At 47.1% G+C, this 19,835-nt stretch carries 23 protein-coding genes; 17 read left to right on the forward strand and 6 right to left on the reverse strand.

Annotated elements, in window-relative coordinates; all coding sequences use genetic code 11:
* Nucleotides 1-5: 5 nt before the first annotated feature.
* The 4 genes from HMPREF1705_RS06400 (at nt 6) to HMPREF1705_RS06415 (ending at nt 3,552) form a co-directional block, all read left to right on the forward strand.
* Nucleotides 6-539, forward strand: coding sequence for a hypothetical protein (locus HMPREF1705_RS06400; protein WP_111089576.1), 534 nt, complete (start codon nt 6-8; stop codon nt 537-539).
* Between the two features lie 6 nt (nt 540-545).
* Nucleotides 546-2,186 carry a carbon starvation CstA family protein gene (locus HMPREF1705_RS06405; protein ID WP_009201625.1) on the forward strand — a complete coding sequence of 547 codons (1,641 nt, stop codon included), beginning with the start codon at nt 546-548 and terminating at the stop codon, nt 2,184-2,186.
* Between the two features lie 97 nt (nt 2,187-2,283).
* The gene (locus HMPREF1705_RS06410) at nt 2,284-2,559 is read left to right on the forward strand and encodes a hypothetical protein (RefSeq protein ID WP_009201624.1); all 276 of its coding nucleotides are present in this window, start codon (nt 2,284-2,286) and stop codon (nt 2,557-2,559) included.
* 72 nt (nt 2,560-2,631) lie between these two features.
* Nucleotides 2,632-3,552, forward strand: a complete 921-nt coding sequence (locus tag HMPREF1705_RS06415) for an ArsA family ATPase (RefSeq protein ID WP_009201623.1) — start codon at nt 2,632-2,634, stop codon at nt 3,550-3,552.
* Nucleotides 3,553-3,626: 74 nt separating this feature from the next.
* Here the strand turns inward: HMPREF1705_RS06415 and HMPREF1705_RS06420 are convergent, their stop codons facing one another.
* From HMPREF1705_RS06420 to HMPREF1705_RS06445, 6 genes are all read right to left on the reverse strand, one after another.
* Nucleotides 3,627-3,788: a hydrogenase expression protein HypA/HybF gene (locus HMPREF1705_RS06420; protein ID WP_040348203.1), complete on the reverse strand. Its 162-nt coding sequence runs from the start codon at nt 3,786-3,788 to the stop codon at nt 3,627-3,629.
* A gap of 58 nt (nt 3,789-3,846) precedes the next feature.
* The gene (locus HMPREF1705_RS06425) at nt 3,847-4,563 is read right to left on the reverse strand and encodes a DUF554 domain-containing protein (RefSeq protein ID WP_009201621.1); all 717 of its coding nucleotides are present in this window, start codon (nt 4,561-4,563) and stop codon (nt 3,847-3,849) included.
* A gap of 209 nt (nt 4,564-4,772) precedes the next feature.
* The gene (locus HMPREF1705_RS06430) at nt 4,773-5,474 is read right to left on the reverse strand and encodes a hypothetical protein (RefSeq protein ID WP_009201620.1); all 702 of its coding nucleotides are present in this window, start codon (nt 5,472-5,474) and stop codon (nt 4,773-4,775) included.
* Between the two features lie 20 nt (nt 5,475-5,494).
* A complete protein-coding gene (folK, locus tag HMPREF1705_RS06435) occupies nt 5,495-5,980 on the reverse strand; it encodes a 2-amino-4-hydroxy-6-hydroxymethyldihydropteridine diphosphokinase (RefSeq protein ID WP_040348579.1) in 486 nt (161 codons plus the stop codon).
* A gap of 5 nt (nt 5,981-5,985) precedes the next feature.
* Nucleotides 5,986-6,834 carry a dihydropteroate synthase gene (gene folP, locus HMPREF1705_RS06440; RefSeq protein WP_111089578.1) on the reverse strand — a complete coding sequence of 283 codons (849 nt, stop codon included), beginning with the start codon at nt 6,832-6,834 and terminating at the stop codon, nt 5,986-5,988.
* Nucleotides 6,835-6,872: 38 nt separating this feature from the next.
* Nucleotides 6,873-7,526 carry a histidine phosphatase family protein gene (locus HMPREF1705_RS06445; RefSeq protein WP_009201617.1) on the reverse strand — a complete coding sequence of 218 codons (654 nt, stop codon included), beginning with the start codon at nt 7,524-7,526 and terminating at the stop codon, nt 6,873-6,875.
* Nucleotides 7,527-7,759: 233 nt separating this feature from the next.
* Between HMPREF1705_RS06445 and hrcA the strand changes: the two genes are divergently transcribed.
* The 13 genes from hrcA to rpsU all read left to right on the forward strand — a co-directional run bounded on the left by hrcA (nt 7,760) and on the right by rpsU (nt 19,616).
* Nucleotides 7,760-8,767 (forward strand): heat-inducible transcriptional repressor HrcA, encoded by a 1,008-nt coding sequence (gene hrcA, locus HMPREF1705_RS06450; protein ID WP_040348200.1) that lies wholly within the window; start codon nt 7,760-7,762, stop codon nt 8,765-8,767.
* A gap of 25 nt (nt 8,768-8,792) precedes the next feature.
* On the forward strand, nt 8,793-9,434 hold the full coding sequence (locus tag HMPREF1705_RS06455) for a nucleotide exchange factor GrpE (protein WP_009201615.1): 642 nt from the start codon (nt 8,793-8,795) through the stop codon (nt 9,432-9,434).
* Entirely contained in the window at nt 9,427-11,262 is a 1,836-nt protein-coding gene (gene dnaK / locus HMPREF1705_RS06460) for a molecular chaperone DnaK (protein WP_009201614.1), read from the forward strand. Before HMPREF1705_RS06455 ends, dnaK begins: the two co-directional genes overlap by 8 nt.
* Before the next feature lie 13 nt (nt 11,263-11,275).
* Nucleotides 11,276-12,409, forward strand: coding sequence for a molecular chaperone DnaJ (gene dnaJ / locus HMPREF1705_RS06465; protein WP_009201613.1), 1,134 nt, complete (start codon nt 11,276-11,278; stop codon nt 12,407-12,409).
* A 106-nt stretch (nt 12,410-12,515) separates the two neighbouring features.
* Entirely contained in the window at nt 12,516-13,382 is an 867-nt protein-coding gene (locus HMPREF1705_RS06470; RefSeq protein WP_111089579.1) for a 50S ribosomal protein L11 methyltransferase, read from the forward strand.
* A complete protein-coding gene (locus HMPREF1705_RS11205; protein ID WP_306337264.1) occupies nt 13,354-13,758 on the forward strand; it encodes an RsmE family RNA methyltransferase in 405 nt (134 codons plus the stop codon). Before HMPREF1705_RS06470 ends, HMPREF1705_RS11205 begins: the two co-directional genes overlap by 29 nt.
* Nucleotides 13,730-14,083 (forward strand): RsmE family RNA methyltransferase, encoded by a 354-nt coding sequence (locus HMPREF1705_RS11210; RefSeq protein ID WP_306337266.1) that lies wholly within the window; start codon nt 13,730-13,732, stop codon nt 14,081-14,083. The genes HMPREF1705_RS11205 and HMPREF1705_RS11210 overlap by 29 nt, the downstream gene beginning before the upstream one ends.
* Complete coding sequence (gene mtaB, locus HMPREF1705_RS06480; RefSeq protein WP_009201610.1) at nt 14,076-15,467, forward strand: tRNA (N(6)-L-threonylcarbamoyladenosine(37)-C(2))-methylthiotransferase MtaB; 1,392 nt, start codon at nt 14,076-14,078, stop codon at nt 15,465-15,467. The genes HMPREF1705_RS11210 and mtaB overlap by 8 nt, the downstream gene beginning before the upstream one ends.
* On the forward strand, nt 15,460-16,512 hold the full coding sequence (locus HMPREF1705_RS06485) for a bis-aminopropyl spermidine synthase family protein (protein WP_009201609.1): 1,053 nt from the start codon (nt 15,460-15,462) through the stop codon (nt 16,510-16,512). Before mtaB ends, HMPREF1705_RS06485 begins: the two co-directional genes overlap by 8 nt.
* A 32-nt stretch (nt 16,513-16,544) precedes the next feature.
* A complete protein-coding gene (locus tag HMPREF1705_RS06490) occupies nt 16,545-18,131 on the forward strand; it encodes an Hsp70 family protein (protein WP_242603556.1) in 1,587 nt (528 codons plus the stop codon).
* Complete coding sequence (locus HMPREF1705_RS06495) at nt 18,128-19,039, forward strand: J domain-containing protein (RefSeq protein ID WP_009201607.1); 912 nt, start codon at nt 18,128-18,130, stop codon at nt 19,037-19,039. The genes HMPREF1705_RS06490 and HMPREF1705_RS06495 overlap by 4 nt, the downstream gene beginning before the upstream one ends.
* A 30-nt stretch (nt 19,040-19,069) precedes the next feature.
* Nucleotides 19,070-19,411 carry a histidine triad nucleotide-binding protein gene (locus HMPREF1705_RS06500; protein WP_009201606.1) on the forward strand — a complete coding sequence of 114 codons (342 nt, stop codon included), beginning with the start codon at nt 19,070-19,072 and terminating at the stop codon, nt 19,409-19,411.
* A gap of 31 nt (nt 19,412-19,442) precedes the next feature.
* Nucleotides 19,443-19,616, forward strand: a complete 174-nt coding sequence (rpsU, locus tag HMPREF1705_RS06505; RefSeq protein ID WP_040348195.1) for a 30S ribosomal protein S21 — start codon at nt 19,443-19,445, stop codon at nt 19,614-19,616.
* Nucleotides 19,617-19,835: the final 219 nt, after the last annotated feature.

Here is a 19,835-nt window from a genome sequence, read left to right on the forward strand (position 1 = left end):
CGGCTTTGGATAAAGTATCTTATTTAGCCATGTTGGAGCAAAGGCACAGGCATTATTTCGATGTCTTCAAAGATTATAAAATTGAAAAAATGACCTTTGATCTATATGCGGAGTGCCATGTAAAGACGGAACGCACTGTCTTGGGTTTTCCTCTCGATTCCTATGAGAGTCACGATTACAGGATGGTTAAATGTTACGACAGGCCTCTTTTAAGGGAGATAGAAGGGCTGTGCAGTTGGGTTACATCGCACTGTGATATTTGGGTTAATCCAAGGGACGATCATATGTGCACTTTTCTCACCTTAGTGGTAATATTAAGCGAAAAGCCTACTAGCGATGTCATCAGCTTTTCAAAAAAAGTAAAACATAATCGTTATTTCAGATTCGGCCTCAGGGGTTGGTGCGAATTGAGGTTTTTACTGGTGGATTTGACGAGCGGCAGGATTTGGTGTAACGGCAGCGGCAAAGGAGTGAAAGAAGACTTTGAGGTTAAACCGGCATCGAGCGGTTTCCTTGAAAAAATACTGTTTTGGAGGTGAAGTAATATGAGTGGTGTTTTATTGCTTTTGGTTACCTTTTTGCTTTTTATTTTGGCTTACATATTTTACGGAGGGTGGCTAGCGAAGCAGTGGGGTTTGAACCCTCAAGGGAAGACCCCTGCCCATGAGCTTTACGACGGAGTTGATTATGTTCCCGCAAAGGCACCGGTGCTGCTGGGTCACCATTTTGCTTCGATAGCCGGAGCAGGTCCCATCAACGGTCCCGTTTTGGCTGCCGTCTTTGGATGGTTGCCGGTCACGCTTTGGATAGTCATCGGCAATATATTTATGGGAGCCGTTCACGATTTTGGGTCTTTAATGGCTTCCATCAGGCATAAGGGGCTGTCCATTGGCGGTATCATCGATGCAAACGTTGGTAAAGGGGCCAAAAGGCTCTTTTTGCTCTTCTCCTGGCTTACCCTGGTCCTCATCATTGCCGCCTTTGCTAATATCGTGGCAGATACCTTTGTGGCCACACCGCAGACTGCCACGGCGTCGCTTTTGTTCATACCGCTAGCCATGGTATTTGGATTTTCCATATACAGGAGAAACGCGCCCCTGCTGGTGAGCACTTTTGTTGGGCTTGCAGTGTTGGTCCTTTGCATATGGCTTGGGCTTAGTTTTCCGATCAAGCTCTCTAAAACGGCATGGTTGGTTTTGATATCCTTCTATATCATAGGTGCTTCGGTCATGCCCGTGTGGATATTGCTTCAGCCAAGGGATTACCTCAATTCCTTCCTGCTCTATGCCATGATATTGGGAGGTTTTATAGGAGTGATTTTGTATCATCCGACCATTGCCATGCCGGCAGTAACGACCTTGAAACATCCGACTCAGGGGTATCTTTTTCCTATGCTTTTTATAACGATAGCCTGTGGAGCCATCTCGGGGTTCCATTCGCTGGTGGCCTCAGGTACCACGGCAAAACAGCTGGATAAAGAGGGGGATGCAAAGGTTATAGGTTACGGCGGGATGCTCATCGAGGGAGCATTGGCGATTTTGGCGACACTTTCGGCCGTCTACCTCACGACGGATGGTTATGCTACGCTGTTGAAGGGCGGTCCCGTAAACGTATTTTCAACGGGCCTGGCTACTTTCATGACCAGTTTCGGCATTGAGGCTACGGCAGGAAAAACCTTCGTGGCATTGGCCGTGTCGGCCTTTGCCCTGACCACCCTGGATACCGCTGCCCGCCTTGGCAGGTTTGCTTTCCAGGAGTTTTTCCAGGAGACTACAACGGCCGAAGCCGGCAGTAGCAGCAGTTCTTCTTCCTCAATGTCCTTTTTGGCGAACAGATACGTAGCTTCCGTTATAACCATAGGCATCTCGATTTATCTTGCCTTCACAAGTTGGAGAGTTATTTGGCCCATGTTCGGATCGGCAAACCAGCTTTTAGCTGCTGTAGCCTTGCTGGCAGTAGCTACATGGCTGGCGAACAAGGGTATGAATAATAAGATGTTGATCGCCCCAATGATCTTTATGTTTATCGTTACCCTGACGGCCCTGGTCTTTTTAATCCAATCCAACATTGCAAAGGGTAATTTCATATTAGTATTCTTTGCTGGGTTGCTTTTCGTCCTGGCAATCCTTCTGATCGTATTGAGCTATAACGTGCTTTCGAGGAAGAGAAAAAGACAGGAAGCGTAGAAAATAAAAGGCAAATGGAGGGGTCGAAGGGATGGCTTCGAGGTCTTCCTTCGGCCCCTTCATTTATCGGCCCGGTTCTTAAGGGAGGTGAAAGGTGATGTTCGAAAAAGCCTCGGCGTTTTTGAAGGATTTCTTTGCCACTTTGTTGCGGCCCATCGACAGAACTCACCCTATGGTCATGAAAGAGGCATATGCAGCTAATGATGCCTTCATGCTACTTCTATTCGGAGATCTCCTGGGTATACCCAACCCTGCATCCTATTACACCCTAGAATTATTGCCCTATTTGGCTGACGAAATAGAGGGCTGGCAACAGCGGATGGCGATCAAGGGAACGGTGCTCGAGGAGAAGGCCGCTCAATTCGATTTCTGATGTTAATCGTTCGCTCCGTGTGAGCGATATGGATTATACCAAGCAACTGGAAGGGTGTGAATTTTATTGAATATGGCTGCCTTATTCGACAAAAAATATGTTTTCTTTGGCGGCAAGGGCGGCACCGGTAAGACTACCTGTGCCGCTGCCTTTTCTCTTAAAGCCTCGGAGATGAAAAAAAAGGTTTTGCTCGTTTCGACAGACCCGGCCCATTCCTTGTCGGACATCTACGACACATCCATCGGTCCTAAGGGAGCACAACTTTCGGATAACCTGTTTGCCATCGAAATCGACCCGGAAGTAGAGGCTAAAAAGTACATAGAAGGCATAAAACGACAACTTTCTGGCGTCGTAAGCAATGTTGTCATAGAGGCACTTCAAAAACAAATTGATGCTGCATACATGTCCCCAGGCTCCGAGGAGGCTGCGATTTTCGATAAATTCATTGAGATAATGGAAAGTTCGGAGAAAAAATTTGACCTGGTGGTCTTCGATACCGCGCCGACAGGACATACTCTAAGGCTTTTGTCTTTGCCCAAGCTTTTAGGGCTATGGATCAATAGCCTGATCGAAAAGAGGAAAAATGCCGTAAAGCTTTTGGAAAAAGCCTCGGGGGTTAAAAACGATGATCCTGTTTTGCGAATACTTCAAAATAGGAAGAACATGTTTGAAAAGGCTTGGAATATTTTAAGCGATTTCCGGCAGACGGCTTTTGTGTTCGTATTGACGCCGGAGAGGTTGCCCATCTTCGAGACGGAAAGGGCCATGCAGTATCTGGAGCATTCGGGCATAAAAGTCGCAGGTGTTGTCGTAAATGGCGTTATACCCCAAGCGGCGGAGGGCGCCTTTATGAATAAGCGCAGGGAGGTCCAAAACAGGTATATAAGGGAAATCCACGGGAAATTTAAAGAAAAGGTATTGGCGGAAATCGATTTGCTCGATGAAGACATCTGGGGAATCGACAATCTAAGACGAATTGCCGAAATGTTGTGATAACATAAAAGCAGTAGGGGTATTCTAATACCCCTACTGCTTTTATGTTAAAACCGAATTCACTTGAAAGGGCTCTAACGTACGCTGAAGGTCTTACTGCTCCAAGGCTTGCCTTTAAGCGGTTCCCCTTCTACCAATTCCACAAAGCGAGAGTAACATTTCGGACACTTCATTACTGGGGGGACGTCTTCTGTCTCAAATTCATGTTTACAAACGAGGCAACGAAATTTTCTCATGATGACACCTCCCATCTTACCTTTGCCTATATTATACATGACTTCGAGAATTTATGTTTTACAAAAAAAGAGAAAATATCACCACTAAGAGCAGGGAAGGTATCATATTAAATACCTTGAAGTGTTTTAAATGAAGCAGGGAAAAACCTAACCCCAAAAGCAGCACTCCACCTACTGCCGTTATTTCGTCTATCAAAGCGTTGGATATGAAGCTGTTGAGATAAAAGGCGCCAAGCGTTAAACCTCCCTGATATAACAGTAGTGGTATGGCAGAAAAGAGGACTCCAATCCCTAAAGTAGATGCCAACGCTATGGAGGACACCAAGTCCATCATGGATTTTACCAAGAGCAGGTTGGGCGGTTTCCCCACGCCCTCTTCAAAGGCTCCCAAGATTGCCATCGATCCCATGCAGAAGAGCAGGAAGGCCGTTAAAAAACCTTCCACCAGATGATCTCCTCCGAATTGCCAACCCCTTTCTATCATCCTGGTCCTAAGACCCTTCAGCCCGTTTTGTAACCTATCCTCCAATTCCAAAGCCTCTCCCAGTATTGCTCCAAGAAGCAGGCTCAATATCATTATTAGGACATTTTTGCTCTGCAAAGTCATCTGTATCCCCAGGGCCAATACAGAGAGCCCGATGACTTGAAATGCTACCATTGTGATGCGCTCGGGCAACCTTTTTTTGATAATTAATCCTATTAAGCTGCCCGCAATAACAGCCAAGGCGTTTATGACAGAACCAGCCGCAGGAATGGCGCTGATGAAGTCGAACATTTAAAAGCCTCCTCTTGTTCGAAAGATACATGCAAAAAATTTTACATGGAAGACGTAATTTATTCTATACTCAACAATAATCCCCAGAAAATCCCCTATTCAGCGATGGCAAAGACCGTATCATGAAGCGATTGAGCTTTGGTGATCACAAAAGCTCAATCCTTCGATCGCAGAGGCAGAAATAGGGCTCGAAGTTTTTGAAGTTATGTTTACCACGTGATTTTGAAGTCCTTCTTCAGGCTTAAAGTTTTTGCTATATTATCGGCGTTCTCGCCTTGGGCGAGCTGTGTAAATATTCCGATCGTCCTTTGAACCTTCTCCTGTTCGAATATGCCCTTTGATTGAGCGAACGTTATGGCCAAAGGAATGATCTGTTCGTAAACTTTAGGCATAGGTGCGAAGGATAATCCCTTTTGCGATAGGATAATAGTGAAAACGCATGGCAATGCTTGTTCCTCTGCTAAGGGGTCGTAGGAGGGAAAAAGAAAGACGCCCTCGGGCAAAGGGAGCTTAGAGACGATCCTGGTCCAGTCGTTATTTATCGTTTTGCCGCTTGCTACCTCTATTATTCGCTCATTGGGAAGATAGGCTATCCATAGCTGCATCGTTTCATTGGAGCAGTCTCCTTTAACGAAGTGCAGCCTCCACAAATATCTTGGAGATTCCCCCTTATTTTTCAAGGTGAAAATCTCATGGCGAGATAAGAGATAGCCCTCTATAGTTTTAATTGGGTAGGAACCGGCCGGTGTGCCAAGATGAGCTTGAGCGATTACGCCGTTTTTAACGTCAGCAACTAAATAAAGAGGACACTTTTTTGCGGTCGTAACGGTAAGTGCCCAAGCACCAGTTTCGGCCAAAGGCATGAACAGGAAGTAAAAGACAACGAAAATAGAAAGAAGTGTTTTTTTCACCGGCAAAATCTCCCTTCGTATTAGAGGTTCGTTATTTTAACGATCTCGGATATATTTATGTTTCTATAAAGATCTTCTACGGTAACCCCCAGCAAAGGATGCTTCCATTTGGGACATATTTGAAATAACGGTACTATTATGAAAGGTCTTTCTTGGAGACGCGGATGGGGTATCGCCAATTCGTCGTCTCTATAGATCAAATTGTCCATAAATAAAATATCAAGATCTATTTCCCTTGGCCCCCATCGCATCCGTCGCTTCCTTCCCATCTTTAACTCTATGCTTTTAAGAAGTCGTAGAATTTTCTTCGGCTCCATGTCGCTTTCAGCCAGAAGGCATGCATTTAAAAAATATGGTTGCTCCTTTACGCCAAAAGGGGGCGTTTCGAAGACATCGCTTTGTTTTTTTACTATAAAACCAGCGTTTTTAAGCAGCTGTACCGCCGTTCGCAGGTTGTTCAAACGATCTCCCATGTTGCTGCCAAGGCCGATTCCTACCACTTCCATGTCCATCAGGCCCTTTGAATGGCGCTTATCATGGTAACGACTTGTTTGTTTTCCAGCACATCGTGAACTCTAAGAATCTCTACGCCATTTAAAGCACAATATGCTGAAATAGCCAAAGTGCCGTAGAGCGCCTCCTCCGGCCCCTTGCATCCCAATACTTTACTAATGGTTCCCTTTCTCGAATGCCCTATTAAAATTGGTCTTCCCAGAGACCTGAACTCCCTGATGTTTTTCAATATGCATAGATTATCCTCGTTTCTTTTACCGAACCCCAACCCGGGATCCAGGACGATCTGTTCTCTTTTTATCCCAGATTTTGCAGCCAATGCCATCTTATCCTCAAGAAATTCCTTTATTTCTCCTATTACGTCGTCATATCTCGGGTCTTTTTGCATGTCCTTCGGCGTGCCCTTTATGTGCATTATTATTACGGGAACCCCAAGACGGGCAATTGTATCCGCCATGTTGGAATCAAAGGATAGTCCCGATATGTCATTTATTATATCAGCTCCTGCCTCGACGGCGGCCTCGGCTACTGCAGCTTTATAGGTGTCGACGGATATCACTGCCTCGGGAAAGTTTTTTCTTAAGGATTCTACGCCGGGGATCAACCTTCTCATTTCCTCTTCGAGGGACAGAGGTTCGGCTCCAGGGCGGGTCGATTCTGCTCCGATGTCTAAAATGTCTGCTCCGTCTTCTATCATTTTCTCCGCCCTTTGAAGTAGGGTCTCTTTATCGTCTCCTATCCTGCTTTGGGGGTAAAAAGAATCGAAAGTCAAATTTAAGATGCCCATAATCATGGGTCTTTCCCCCAGGTTCAACTTGCGGTTTCCCGGTAGCATTAAAGTTTCCACGATTTTGACCTCCCTGCTGTGTATTTTTTATAGAAGGTTTACACCCATTCGCTCGTAAAGTTTTCTAAATGTTTCGTTTGATTGAGCAGGGTTAGGCAATAGCCTCTAGCTTCGTCGTGTACGATTATACTGTATGAAGCTGTATCGACGTGTATCCGCCAAAAATAGGGATCGGATATTTGAATGCATGCTGCTATCAAAGGTTTAAGTACGGCACGATGGCTGACGATTAATAAAGTCTTTTCTCTGTGCTTTTGTACCAAAAATTCCAAAGTGGAGAAAGCTCTCTTTTGTACGTCCGAAATGCTTTCGGCATTCGGAAGTTTGAGGCGTTCCGGAGATTTTATCCACAGGCTCCATTCTTCTGGGTATTCCTGCATTATCTCCTTCTTTTTTCTCCCTTCCCAGGGGCCAAGAGATATATTGGTAAAGCCCTGCAGTGCCGTCACGGGGATATTGCCCATTCTTTGGGAAATTATTTGAGCGGTTTCTGCGGATCTTTTCAGGGGGCTTGTGAATATGAAGTCCACCCTTTCCAAATTTGCGATCTCCTCTGCCAAAGATTGGGCTTGTCTGACTCCATTTTTGTTTAAAGGAAAGTCGCTTCGCCCTCTGAATAAACCCTCTACATTTCCTTCACATTCTCCGTGTCGGACGAGTATAATTTTGGTTGTTTCAGCCGGATCTGCCATTCTATCATCCTCCAGGGTACGGGTCTTCGTTTAGATAATTTTACACCTAAATTCAGCCAAAACGCAGGTTAGGGATGTCGTAAAACTTGCGCAATTCATCGGGGCTGCCCAAAGAGAGCTTTATTTGACCTGTCTTGACAATTGGCATATAAAGTTGCTAATCTATCTTGCGGACAATTAGCACTTAAAGGGTGTAAGTGCTAATTCGGTTCCCGGCTCCGGGGGGTGATAAGATGTTGACGGAGCGACAGTTGGAAATATTGTATTCTGTAGTTCACGAATATATACGGACAGGAGAGCCCGTAGGCTCGAGGACTATATCTAAAAAATACCTTACCAATAGAAGCGCTGCGACAATCCGCAACGAAATGGCAGATTTGGAGGAAGCGGGATTTTTACACCAGCCTTATACATCGGCGGGACGTGTGCCGACGTCTAAGGCCTATAGGGTATATGTGGACATGATACTTCAAAGAGATTCGCTTCAGGTTCCCGTAACTGCCCGAGAGAAACTCAGGTCTTTAAAGGAAGAGAAAAGAAGCATAGAGAACATGCTATCCTATCTGACTCAATTATTGGGCAGCATTACCCATTATATATCGCTTGCAGGCATAACTGTGCTGAACGATGCAACTTTACGCAGATTGGATCTGGTCAAAGTGGACAGTCATCACGTGCTCCTCGTTATAATACTCGAAGGCGGGCTCGTGCATCACGACATAATCAGGACGGAGCGCGATGTCTCACAGGAAGAACTAAATGACTTGACTTCCTATCTCAATGGGGTTATAGCTGGGCGTACATGGCTTGAAGCGCGGGATCTTATTAGAGAGAGGGTTTTCCGTGAGCTGGTTCATTATGCTGAAATATGTATGCAGACCCTGGATGAGGTAGATTATGTGTTAAAAAAGTCCCGTTACAGATTTTTTACTGGTGGAACCAGCAACATACTGTTGTTGCCCGACTTCAGGGATACGGAGAAGCTGCGCTCCCTGCTAGTCCTCCTTGAAAATGAGGAGGAATTTGCAAAGATCGTCGATGCCTGTGCTACCGATGAACCTATTTCCGTTATAATTGGGGACGAAAATCCCGTCAATGCTATGAAAGATTGCTCTCTGGTCCTGGCCAGTGCCGAAAGCGGAGTTAAAAGGACGATTATAGGAGTTATAGGGCCGGTCAGGATGGACTACGAGGGGACGATTGGAGTGCTGGAGCTTCTCTGTGAACAGCTTTTAAACTAAGATTGCAAGAAGGGGGAATTGCGAGTTGTGCCGTGAAAATTCGAAGACAAAGCCCTGCGAAGAGGTTTCGCAGGAAGAGCTTTGCTGTAAAGATCAACACGATGAAATCGAAGATATCATCGATATGGCCTATGAAGGCGACTATAATGCAGAAGAGCTTATGAAGGAAAAGGCTGCCCTGGAAGGTGAGCTGGCCGATTTAAAGAGACAATACGAGGCCCTGTACAGCGAAGCGGCTAGAATAAAAGCCGACTTTTACAATTATAAAAGAAGGACGGAGTCCAATGTCGAAAGGCTAAGGAATTCGGCTCTAACCGAGATTATACTTGAGCTATTGCCCGTAGTCGATAATTTCGAACGGGCATTAAACTCTGAGGAGGACAAGGACACGCCCCTTTATAAAGGCGTTTCCTTGATCTATCGACAGCTTTTGAGCGTTATTGAAAAATTTGATATGGCTCCAATTAAAAGCATCGGGGAGGCCTTTGATCCATCTTTGCACGAAGCCGTCGCCGTAGAGGAGATATCTGATACAGAACTGGACGGAAAGATCGTCAAAGAGATTCAGCGAGGATATGTCTTAAAGGGAGAAGTCATCAGACCGGCAAAGGTTATAGTTGGCAAATTGACCGATGAAACAGAAGAAGAGGTGGGTAAGGATGAGTAAAGTCGTAGGAATTGACCTGGGAACGACTAACAGCGTAGTTGCGGTTAAAGAAGGAGATAATATAACAGTTATTCCAAGTGCCGAGGGAAGCAGGCTAACGCCTTCGGTGGTAGCTTTTACCAAGGACGGAGAGCGCCTTGTTGGTCAGTTGGCCAAAAGACAGGCGGTTATAAATCCGGAACGTACTGTTATGTCGATAAAAAGGAAAATGGGTAGCGATTATAAAGTCAAAATTGACGACAAAGAATACACTCCACAAGAGATCTCGGCCATGATCCTGCAGAAGATGAAAAAGGACGCCGAGGATTATTTGGGCGAGGAGGTGACAAAGGCAGTCATAACGGTTCCGGCTTATTTTACCGATGCCCAAAGACAGGCAACGAAGGACGCAGGCAAGATCGCCGGTCTGGAGGTTCTTCGAATAATTAACGAACCCACGGCAGCCTGTTTGGCCTACGGTATGGATAGGGGCGGAGAGTTCAAGGTGCTAGTCTTCGACCTGGGCGGAGGTACCTTTGACGTCTCCATCCTGGACGTAGGAGAGGGAGTTTATGAGGTCATGGCCACCAGCGGCGACAACCATTTGGGTGGAGATGACTGGGATCAGCGGCTGGTGGAATGGATGATCGCCGAGTTTAAGCGTAAAGAGGGTGTCGACTTAAGCAAGGACAAGATGGCCCTTCAGAGGCTTCGTGAGGCGGCGGAAAAGGCAAAGATAGAGTTGTCTTCCATGTCGGAGACGACAATATCGCTTCCTTACATCACTGCCGATCAGAATGGACCCAAACACCTGGAGCTTGAAATAACCAGGGCTAAATTCGAGGAAATGACGGCAGACTTGCTGGAAAGGGTTGTCGGTCCGGTACAAAAGGCCCTATCCGACGCTGGCCTTACTCCGGATCAGGTGGACAAAATATTGTTGGTCGGAGGTTCCACGCGCATGCCTATGGTGCAACGCAAGATAAAGGAACTTCTGGGCAAGGAGCCGACGAAGGGGATAAATCCCGACGAATGCGTGGCCATAGGCGCGGCCATTCAAGGTGCCATATTGGCGGGCGAACATAAAGACATCGTTTTAGTGGATGTAACTCCTCTGTCCTTGGGTGTCGAAACCTTGGGAGGTGTCTTTACGAAGATCATCGAAAGAAATACGGCTATTCCCGTGTCGAAGAGTCAAATATTTACTACTGCCGTGGATAACCAGACGCAGGTAGAGATACACGTTTTGCAGGGAGAAAGGCCGATGGCAGCGGATAACGTTTCTTTGGGCAGGTTCTTCCTTGACGGCATACCTCCTGCACCTCGCGGAGTGCCTCAGATAGAGGTAACATTTAACATAGACGTCAACGGCATCCTAAATGTTACGGCCAAAGATCTCGCCACAGGAAAGGCGCAGCACATTACCATTCAGTCATCCAGGCTGTCGGAGGACGAGATAGAGCGCATGCGAAGGGAAGCGGAGGCCAACGAAGAGGCCGACAGAAGAAAAAGAGAACTTGCCGATGCGAGAAACGAAGCCGATAGTGCAGTCTATAACGCCGAAAAACTGCTCAAAGAGCTGGGAGATAAAGTAACCCAAGAAGAAAAGGACAAGGTGGGGTCCAAGATAGAAGCCGTCAGACAGGCCTTAAGCAAGGATGACGTATTAGCGATCAAGTCCGCCTGCGAGGAGCTGACGAAAGATCTCAACGAGTTGGCTGTTAGGCTCTATTCCCAGGCTTCGCAGGGAAAAGCAGGAGTTGGAACAGCCGAAGAAGGCTCACAGCAGAGCGGTTCCGGTGATGGTTCGACTGTAGATGCTCAATATAAAGACCATGGGCAGGCTTAAGAGGTGACCAAAATTGGCAGGTCCCTCTAAGGGGAAGGATTATTATGAAATATTAGGCGTAGGACGGGATGCATCGCAAGAGGAGATAAAGAGGGCGTACAGAAAGCTGGTGCGTCAATACCATCCTGACGCCAATCCCGGAAATAAAGAGGCGGAGGAAAGGTTCAAGCTCATTAACGAAGCTTATGAGGTTTTGAGCGATCCGCAAAAAAAGGCCCAATATGATCAATTTGGCTTTGTGGGCGACGTGCCGCCTCAGGGCGGCGAGGGCCCCTGGGATTTTGGCGGATTTGAAGACCTTTTCGGGGACCTCTTTGGTGATTTTTTTGGAGGATTCGGGTCAAGGAGAGACGCCAGATCACCGCAAAGGGGCATGGATCTGGAGATGCCCCTTACCGTTACGTTGAGGGAGGCGGCTTTTGGTGCGTCTAAAGTGGTGTATATCCCCAGATGGGAGAACTGCAGGACCTGTGGCGGCAGTGGAGCGGCTCCCGGAACTTCTCCGGAACGTTGTCCCCACTGCGGTGGAAAGGGGCAGGTGGAGTCCAGGTCTAGGAGTCCCTTTGGAGAGTTTGTAACCGTAAGGACCTGTCCCCATTGCGGTGGTTCGGGGAAAGTCATCAAAAACCCTTGCAAGGAATGTGGTGGCCGGGGCAAGACAAGGGTCAGACATAAAGTGGAAGTTAACATTCCCCCTGGCATCGATACTGGCATGCGCCTCAGGATAAGGGGAGAGGGCGAGGAAGGCAGAAACGGCGGACCGCCGGGAGACCTCTATTTGGTGATAGAAGTGGAGGAGGATCCCGTCTTCAAGAGGCAGGGAGACGATCTCCATGTGAGGGTGGAGGTCCCCTTTCCCATAGCGGCCTTAGGAGGCAAGATATCCGTTCCCACTCTTGAAGGAGAAGAGGAGATAGAGATAAATCCAGGCACGCAGTCGGGCTCCATTAAAAGGTTGAAGGGTCTGGGCATGCCTCGACAGAGGGGCAGCGGGAGAGGTGATCTGATAGCTCACATAAACATTGCCGTTCCCCGTAATCTCACCGACAAACAAAGGGCATTAATTGAGGCCTTGGCCATGGAGATGGACGTACCAATAAAGGCCTCAGGGTTGTTCGATAAGATTAAGGGCCTTTTTGCCCAGTAACTTCTTCAAAGTGGACGATAGATTCCGTTAAAATCGACTCAAGGGGAGCGAATGCTCCCCTTGAGTTTTCGGAAAATGCACATTGATGACTACGGAGATGATATTTATGGGTAATGAATCCTTCTGGTGGTATATTATTTTACGATCTAAATCTGATTGCGAGGAACTCTTTTACTACATCGCCCAAATATCGGATAGCATGGGGGCCGAAGTTTACGAAAAACAAAATTGTATCGAGGCTAAGATATATTATCGATCCGATATAAGCATTGAAGATTGTGTTAGAAAAGTATCGTCGTTGCTGGAAGGATTTGAAGGGGTAGATATCATTGAAGTGGGTGAAGCAAGATGGCACCCCTGGCTTAAGAAGCACTTGGAGGCCTTCCCTCCACTTCCCATCGGGAAGGGTTTGGTCGTATTGGCGCCGTGGCACAAAGAAGATGCCCCACAGGGCAGAGTTCACATTTATATAGAACCTGGAACTGCCTTTGGAACGGGTTATCACGCAAGCACCCAAATTGCTCTGGAGCTTCTTGAGAGAAACTTGAAGTCGGGATGGAAAGTTTTGGATGTGGGAACAGGTTCGGGCATACTTGCCTTAGCTGCGCTCAAACTTGGGGCCTCTGAGGTCGTGGCAAGGGATGTTGATCCGGCCGTTAGGGAGGAAGTCGAAAAGAACATGATTTTAAATGACATAACCTCTGGGCTTAAGCTTGATATTGGGGATGGAGTCAAGGGATTGAAGGAGAAAGTTGATCTTATAACGGCAAATATACTATACGAGCCCTTGGTTTCTATGTTAACTTCGTTTAGTAGGTTGATCTGCGACCATGGCCTTATAATACTATCGGGCCTGCTGTTTAAGGAACGGGACTCTTTCATCGATGAAATGGCCAAGGCAGGACTTACGATGGTTGAGGAACTTTCAAAGGAGGAATGGTGGGGTGTCGTTGCCTCGCGCCAGGTTAGATAGGGCGGAAAAGATTTCCGACAATATGTGGTCCTTGGATTTTAAGGAATCCCATCATCTCGTTCACGTAAGGAGATGTCGAATTGGAGAGGAATTCGAAGGGCTACTGGAGGGAAGGAAACTTCTTCTTAAAATAGAAGGCTACGAGCAGGGGAGGGTAATAGCCAAGGAAACGGGCAAACTTCCGATATACGAGAGGTCAAGACAAATCTCGCTGTTGATAGCCCTTGTTAAAAACAATGCCTTCGAAGACATATTGAACCATGCCACGGAGTTAGGCGTTGCGGAAATTATTCCTATTCTTGCAGAACGATCCGTGGTGCAGCTTAAAGGACAATTAACGAAAAAAGATGGAAAGATGGCGCAGGATAATAGCTGAGGCCACCAAAATAAGCGGTATAGGTAATCCGCCACTTTTACACACTCCCTTGAAGGTTCTGGATTTAAGGGATGAGAGCTTACCCTCGTTGCGCCTGTTGGGCGCTTTGACCGACGATGCGAAACCGCTGGGAAGCGTCAATATCAAACAACAGGAAGATGTCGTCTTTGCCGTTGGACCCGAAGGAGACTGGACGGAAGGGGAAATGGCGTATTTTGCGAGGTTGAAATTTCTTCCCGTCTCCCTTGGTCCCAACATATTGCGTGCCAATACCGCTGCCATAGCCGGTTTGTCTTATATTATTTTATGCACAGAGGGTGTTTAGTTTGACTTTGCTAAAGGGCATCAGGGTAAAGATCAAGACATTAGGATGCAGAACGAATATCTACGAGGCAGAGGCTATCGCCGACTCCTTTCGCAGAGAGGGAGCTGTGATATCCGAAGACCTGTTCGATGTAGGTATTTTGGTAAGTTGTGCCGTGACAAAAACTGCCGAGAAAAAATGCAGACAATTTCTTCGTCAGCTGAAGAGAGAATCGCCCGATGCCCTGATCGTTTTGTGCGGTTGCTACGTGCAAGCTCTTACCGAGGAAGAGCTTGCCTCGCTAGGGGCTGATCTTTATGTGGGAAACAGGCTGAAGTCGGATCTTCCTGGGATCGTAGCCAAGATGCTTAATGATCCCATCGAGAGGCCTCTTTTTTTAAAAAAGGACGTGTTGAGCAACGACAAGTGGGATGCTTTGGAGTTATCGCGGGTTACCTTTCACACCAGGTCTTTTGTGAAGGTGCAAGACGGCTGCAATCGTTTCTGTTCTTATTGCATAGTTCCCTTTTTGAGAGGTCGTCCGACGAGCCGTAGCGTGAAGGAAGTGGCGGAAGAAGTAAAGAGGTTGGTCGACCATGGCTGTAAAGAGGTAGTGCTTACGGGGATACACCTGGGATTGTATGGATATGGATGCGATTTCGACCTTGGAGACCTGATTAATGCCTTATCTAGGATCGAAGGCTTGAGAAGGCTTCGTTTTGGTTCGATAGAGCCCCATGCTTTAAGCGACAGGCTGATCGACGTTTTGGCTGAAAGTGATATCTTTTGCCGCCACCTTCATGTCCCGCTTCAAAGCGGGGACGATAGAATCTTGAGCTTGATGCAGAGGGGCTACAGGGCCGAGGATTTTATTAACATAATTCGAAAGATAAGGCGCAAACTGGGGGACGATGTTCATATAAGCACCGATATAATAGTAGGGTTTCCTGGAGAAGACGAAGATGCCTTCCAAAACACCCTAAACCTCGTTGACGCACTGGGCATTGGAAGAGTCCATGTCTTTCCTTTTTCTCCCCGCTCCGGAACGAAGGCTTACGATATGCCCGGACGACTGGAGGGACAAACGATCAAATCGAGGGTCGTAAGGGCTACTGAAAGGGGAAGGCTGTCTTTACAGCGCTATGCTCAAAGGTGGTTAAACCGTAAGGTCGACATATTGGTCGAACATAACGACGGCGAAAAAGTTAAGGGTCTTTCCAGGCATTTTTTGGAAGTAGAATCGTCGCTGGATCAGACACCGTCGCCCTCTGTCGAGGCCTTTCAAAATGGGGGAGTCGGTTTTGAGTGCGAAGTTTGTGTATTAGAGGCAAAGCATGGTATCTTATACGGTGTCTCATCCGTCGAGAAAGATCTGTCATCTGAAAGGGGAGTTTATCGTGAATAAAGACGATTTAGCGAGCATCGTAACTAAAATTACAAATATTCCATGGAACGCTCGTAATGTAGAAAGAGTCCTGTCGGCTCTATTGGTGTCGAGTAACTTTTGGGATATCGTTTCCTTCAGTTTTGAACCGTTGCCGGCTGTGGCGGCTGTCTTGAGGACTTTGGCCGAGGAGGGTATCGTCTCCTTTTCCGAGCTTGGGGTTGAGCTGACCGATAGAGGGCGCAGGTTTATAGAAAGGGAAAAGATATCTCCCCTTCATTCTCACGCCTGTCCCCGTTGCGAAGGAAGAACAGTTGTTATAGACGAATTCAAAGAGGCCTTTGACAAGTTCGCGAAGATTCAGCTCGACAGGCCTGAAGCGATCAGAAAGTTCGATCAGGGATACGTGACGCCTGATACTACCTTCGCCCGCATAGCCCTTGCCGACAGCAGGGGCGACTTGAGGGGCAAGAAGGCTTTGGTATTGGGCGATGACGATCTCGTTGGCATAGCCCTGGGGCTTACAGGGTTGGTTGAAGATATCGTGGTCTTGGAACTAGACGAGCGCATCATAGACTTCGAGCAGGGGGTGGCATCTCAATACAGTTTGCCTCTAAAGGCGTTAAAACATGACTTGAGGAAGCCTCTGCCCGAAGAGTTGTTGGGAAGTTTCGACGTTTTTTTCTGCGATCCACCAGAGACGGTAGAGGCATTGGATGCCTTTGTTGGTCGGGGCGTAGTGGGGCTTAAGGGCCTTGGTGGTGCAGGCTATTTCGGGATCACTCATGCCGAAAGCTCTTTTTACAAATGGCGCTTGCTCGAGATGGCGTTGCTGCAGAGAGGCTTGGTGATCAGCGATATAATCACTGATTTTAACGTATACATGAACTGGGAATACGTCGACGAGATGTTGGCCTGGGATTTGGCGCCGGTCAAACAGCCTCCCCATCGTAATTGGTATAAGTCATCGATGATCAGAGTGGAGGTTGTGGAGAAGGTCGAAGTGCCCAACGAAGACCTTACTGATCGCGATATCTACAACGATCCGGAAAGTTCCACTACCTAGCAAGTTTTTCTCTGCTCGATGGAGGTGTCCCTTTGGAGGGTGTTATCTTAGGAATCGACCTTGGGACGAGGTATTCCATCATGGCCGTCGTTGATGAAAGAGGGACGAGGGTCGTCAAAAACCGGTGGGGCGAGGACAAGACCTCTTCCTATGTGGCGTACGGCGATGACAAGCTGTATGCTGCCAATGAAGCGGCGTCGCTGTTTTACCTTCGTCCGGATAGAGCTTGCCCAGATTTGAAGCGACGTTTAGGAGCTTCAAAGGGTATTCGTTTGGGAAACAGATTCTTTACACCTTCCAAGCTTCTGCAGGCCCTTTTGATTTACTTGAGGGAGGATGCCGAGGCCTTTTCGCATTCCCTGGTTAATGGATGTGTTATAGCTGTGCCCTCCTCTTTCGATTTCAAGCAAAGGGAGATTGTCAGGGATGCTGCCCGTATGGCTGGTTTTTGTAGGGTAAAACTTGTAAACGAGCCTACGGCTATAGCCATGTCATCGGAGGCGGAGGGCTGTCTTCTGGTCATCGATTTCGGAACAGGGAGTGCGGACATTTCCGCCATCGAGAAGAAGGACGGTTTTTGTCATGTCTTGGACAGCGTGGGGAACGCAGGCTTTGGCGGTGCGAGCCTTGATAAAATCCTAGCCCGGCACCTATGGAGATTGATCGACAAAAGAGAAGATCCTGAGAGGGATGAAAGATGGCCCCTGCTTTTGGCTGAAGCAGAGATGATAAAGGAGGCCCTGTCCTTCTCAAATAAAGCTTACTGGTTTCCAAAAGCCAGCGGCTTTGAATGTAGCGACGACACTTCGATAACGGTTCATCGCGAGGACATTGAGAGGTTGTTTGAGCCAACAATCGCTTCTTTTCTCGACATGGCGAAAGACATGTGGAAACAATACGAGTGTCAGACAGTTTTGTTGGCCGGCGGTTCCTCGCGAATTCCCCTTTTCAGGAGATTGCTTTCCCGGTTCCTTGGAGAAACTTTGAACATCAGAGTTTGCCCCGATGAAGCAGTGGCCCTTGGAGCAGCGCGGCTGGCAAGAGGCGAGGGGGAGGCGTTAATCGACGTTTTGTCCTGCGATCTTTGTATAGGAACGGCAGAAGGCGGAGTTACGGTCATAGCTTCAAAGGGTACGCCTTTGCCACTTAAGCTTACAAAGCGGTTTATGGTCGTAGGTACCGGGGCGATAGACACTGAAGTTTTTCAGCGCAAAGAATATGGCCTCGAAGTAAGGGACGAACCCCTTTGTTCTCTGTCCATAAAGGAAGCTAACCCCGGGGATGTAGTAAAAATAGTTTTTACCGTAGACGGCAGCGGGATTTTAAATATAAAAATAACCAATGATAAAGGCAAGTTATATATGAGTCGTGATGTAAGCGTACGAGGGCTTTCTTCGCAGAATGATTCGTCGGAGGAGCGCAAGAAAAAGATAATTGAGCTCGAAAAGAGTATAGCCCCCCTTTCTTGTCTTTTCGACCCTAACCTGGAGCGGAAAGTGAAGGAGCTTTTTGATGACCTTAAAGTTCTGCAGGATGCAGAGGAAGAATTGTGGCAGGATGCTGTGTCCATTCTTGAATCGGTCGTCGATAGAATTTCTCGGGCGGTGAAAAACAAGTGAAATCAATAGAGGCCAGTTACAGGCTGTTGGATTTACCTCCCGGAGTCGATTTTTCGGAAGTAAAAAAAGCCTTCAGAAAAAAAGCCCTTCTTTGCCATCCCGACTTGGCAGGAGAGGAGCACGCCTTTCACTTTCAGCAGATCAACGAAGCCTATACCGTTTTGAAAAATGCTTTGACCAACAGACAATCTGCGAAGGTTCACTTTAGCGAGGACATAGCCGCTAAGGAGCGTGCCCGCGAGTTTTTAATAAAAAAAGAGATAGAAGATATATTAGACGAAGCCCTCCTCGATATGTCTAAACTTATAAGAACGGTTGGAGGGGACGAGAATTTGGGGCTCTCGGCTTTGCTTTTTCGCATGCAAAGTAAGCACCCTGAAGTCAGGTTTATTGCCGCAGGCCATCTAAGAAAACTGCAATGGGAAGAGGGATATGCAGCAGAGCTGGCCGGGGCAGTTTCGGCTATTCCCTTCGATGATTGCTTCGTGGACTTATTTCTCGAGTTTTTTAGGAAGGCTCCTTTGTGTGTTCAAAAGAGCCTTCTTCCAGAGCTTGCAAAGAACGCTAGTGCCGACGAGGAGAGGGCCTGCATAAAGATTTTGAATTGGGGAAAGAAAGTTGGATGGAACGATGGCGCTTTGGTTTCCTTTTTGATCCATCCTTCTCCGCGAGTTCTTTCCATCGTTCTTTCGATGCTCTCTTCTCTTGAAGAGCTGCCTTTGAAAACCATGTTATATTTGATTAAAAGAAATGAAGAAGAAGTGCTAATTCCTATACTTAAAAAACTGCGGGGCAGCAAGCATTTTCCCTATATGCGATCTGCGGTTGCTGACTTGGCGACTAACCATCCGTCCTTAAGCGTTCGAGCTTGGGCAAATTGGGTTGTAGATAAGGGAAATGTAAGGTAAAATATATCGAAAGATGCGGAGGAATGACGGGTGGCAGGTGAATGCGTTTTTTGCAAGATAGCGAGGGGCGAGATGAAAAGCGATGTGGTTTACGAGACGGCCGATGTCATGGCGATCAGGGACATAGCGCCGCAAGCGCCCCATCATTATTTGATAATTCCTAAAATGCACATACCGACCTCTCAAGATGTCAGCGACCCTACCCTGTGGGCCAACTTAATGGATGCCATCACTTCGGTTGCATCCATGATGGGTTTGAGTGAATTGGGGTACAGGGTTGTAATAAATTGTGGGAGCCAAGCGTGTCAGAGCATATTTCATCTTCACCTCCATCTTCTATCAGGACGTAAATTCGGATGGCCCCCCGGGTAGTTTTGTTTTGGTGGCGAAAGGGGGGATAAAGATGACTACGGTTTACAGAAGAGAAAACGAGTCCATAGATGATACTTTACGTCGCTTTAAAAAAGAAGTAAAAAAGGTTGGAATTCTTCGAGATGCCAGGAAGCATGAGCATTATGAAAAGCCCAGCGAAATCAAGAAGAAAAAGAAGTCAAGCCCCAAGAGACGCAGGCCATAAGTTCTGATTAAGCGTTGAATAAAATCAAAAGAGGAAGGCCAAATGGCCTTCCTCTTTTGATTTTGTCTCATAGGAAGCAGTGATTGCTCCCCCTTTGTTTTTTAGAAGATGATGCAAAAAGACCAAGCCTTAGGTGCAATTTTAATCTTCCAGACCTCTTAGCTTTTTAAAAAAACCATTACACTATATATAGAGATATTCAATAACATAAACCATATA

It is taken from the genome of Acetomicrobium hydrogeniformans ATCC BAA-1850 (genome assembly GCF_000160455.2).
Classification (GTDB): domain Bacteria; phylum Synergistota; class Synergistia; order Synergistales; family Acetomicrobiaceae; genus Acetomicrobium; species Acetomicrobium thermoterrenum.

Coding starts and splice junctions, on each gene's coding strand:
- HMPREF1705_RS06470 (WP_111089579.1), top strand. CDS start 12,516: ATGGGTAATGAATCCTTCTGGTGGTATATTATTTTACGATCTAAATCT.
- rpsU (WP_040348195.1), top strand. CDS start 19,443: ATGACTACGGTTTACAGAAGAGAAAACGAGTCCATAGATGATACTTTA.
- dnaK (WP_009201614.1), top strand. CDS start 9,427: ATGAGTAAAGTCGTAGGAATTGACCTGGGAACGACTAACAGCGTAGTT.
- HMPREF1705_RS06420 (WP_040348203.1), bottom strand. CDS start 3,788: ATGAGAAAATTTCGTTGCCTCGTTTGTAAACATGAATTTGAGACAGAA.
- hrcA (WP_040348200.1), top strand. CDS start 7,760: ATGTTGACGGAGCGACAGTTGGAAATATTGTATTCTGTAGTTCACGAA.
- HMPREF1705_RS06405 (WP_009201625.1), top strand. CDS start 546: ATGAGTGGTGTTTTATTGCTTTTGGTTACCTTTTTGCTTTTTATTTTG.
- HMPREF1705_RS11210 (WP_306337266.1), top strand. CDS start 13,730: ATGGAAAGATGGCGCAGGATAATAGCTGAGGCCACCAAAATAAGCGGT.
- HMPREF1705_RS06415 (WP_009201623.1), top strand. CDS start 2,632: ATGGCTGCCTTATTCGACAAAAAATATGTTTTCTTTGGCGGCAAGGGC.
- HMPREF1705_RS06410 (WP_009201624.1), top strand. CDS start 2,284: ATGTTCGAAAAAGCCTCGGCGTTTTTGAAGGATTTCTTTGCCACTTTG.
- HMPREF1705_RS06425 (WP_009201621.1), bottom strand. CDS start 4,563: ATGTTCGACTTCATCAGCGCCATTCCTGCGGCTGGTTCTGTCATAAAC.
- folK (WP_040348579.1), bottom strand. CDS start 5,980: ATGGAAGTGGTAGGAATCGGCCTTGGCAGCAACATGGGAGATCGTTTG.
- HMPREF1705_RS06445 (WP_009201617.1), bottom strand. CDS start 7,526: ATGGCAGATCCGGCTGAAACAACCAAAATTATACTCGTCCGACACGGA.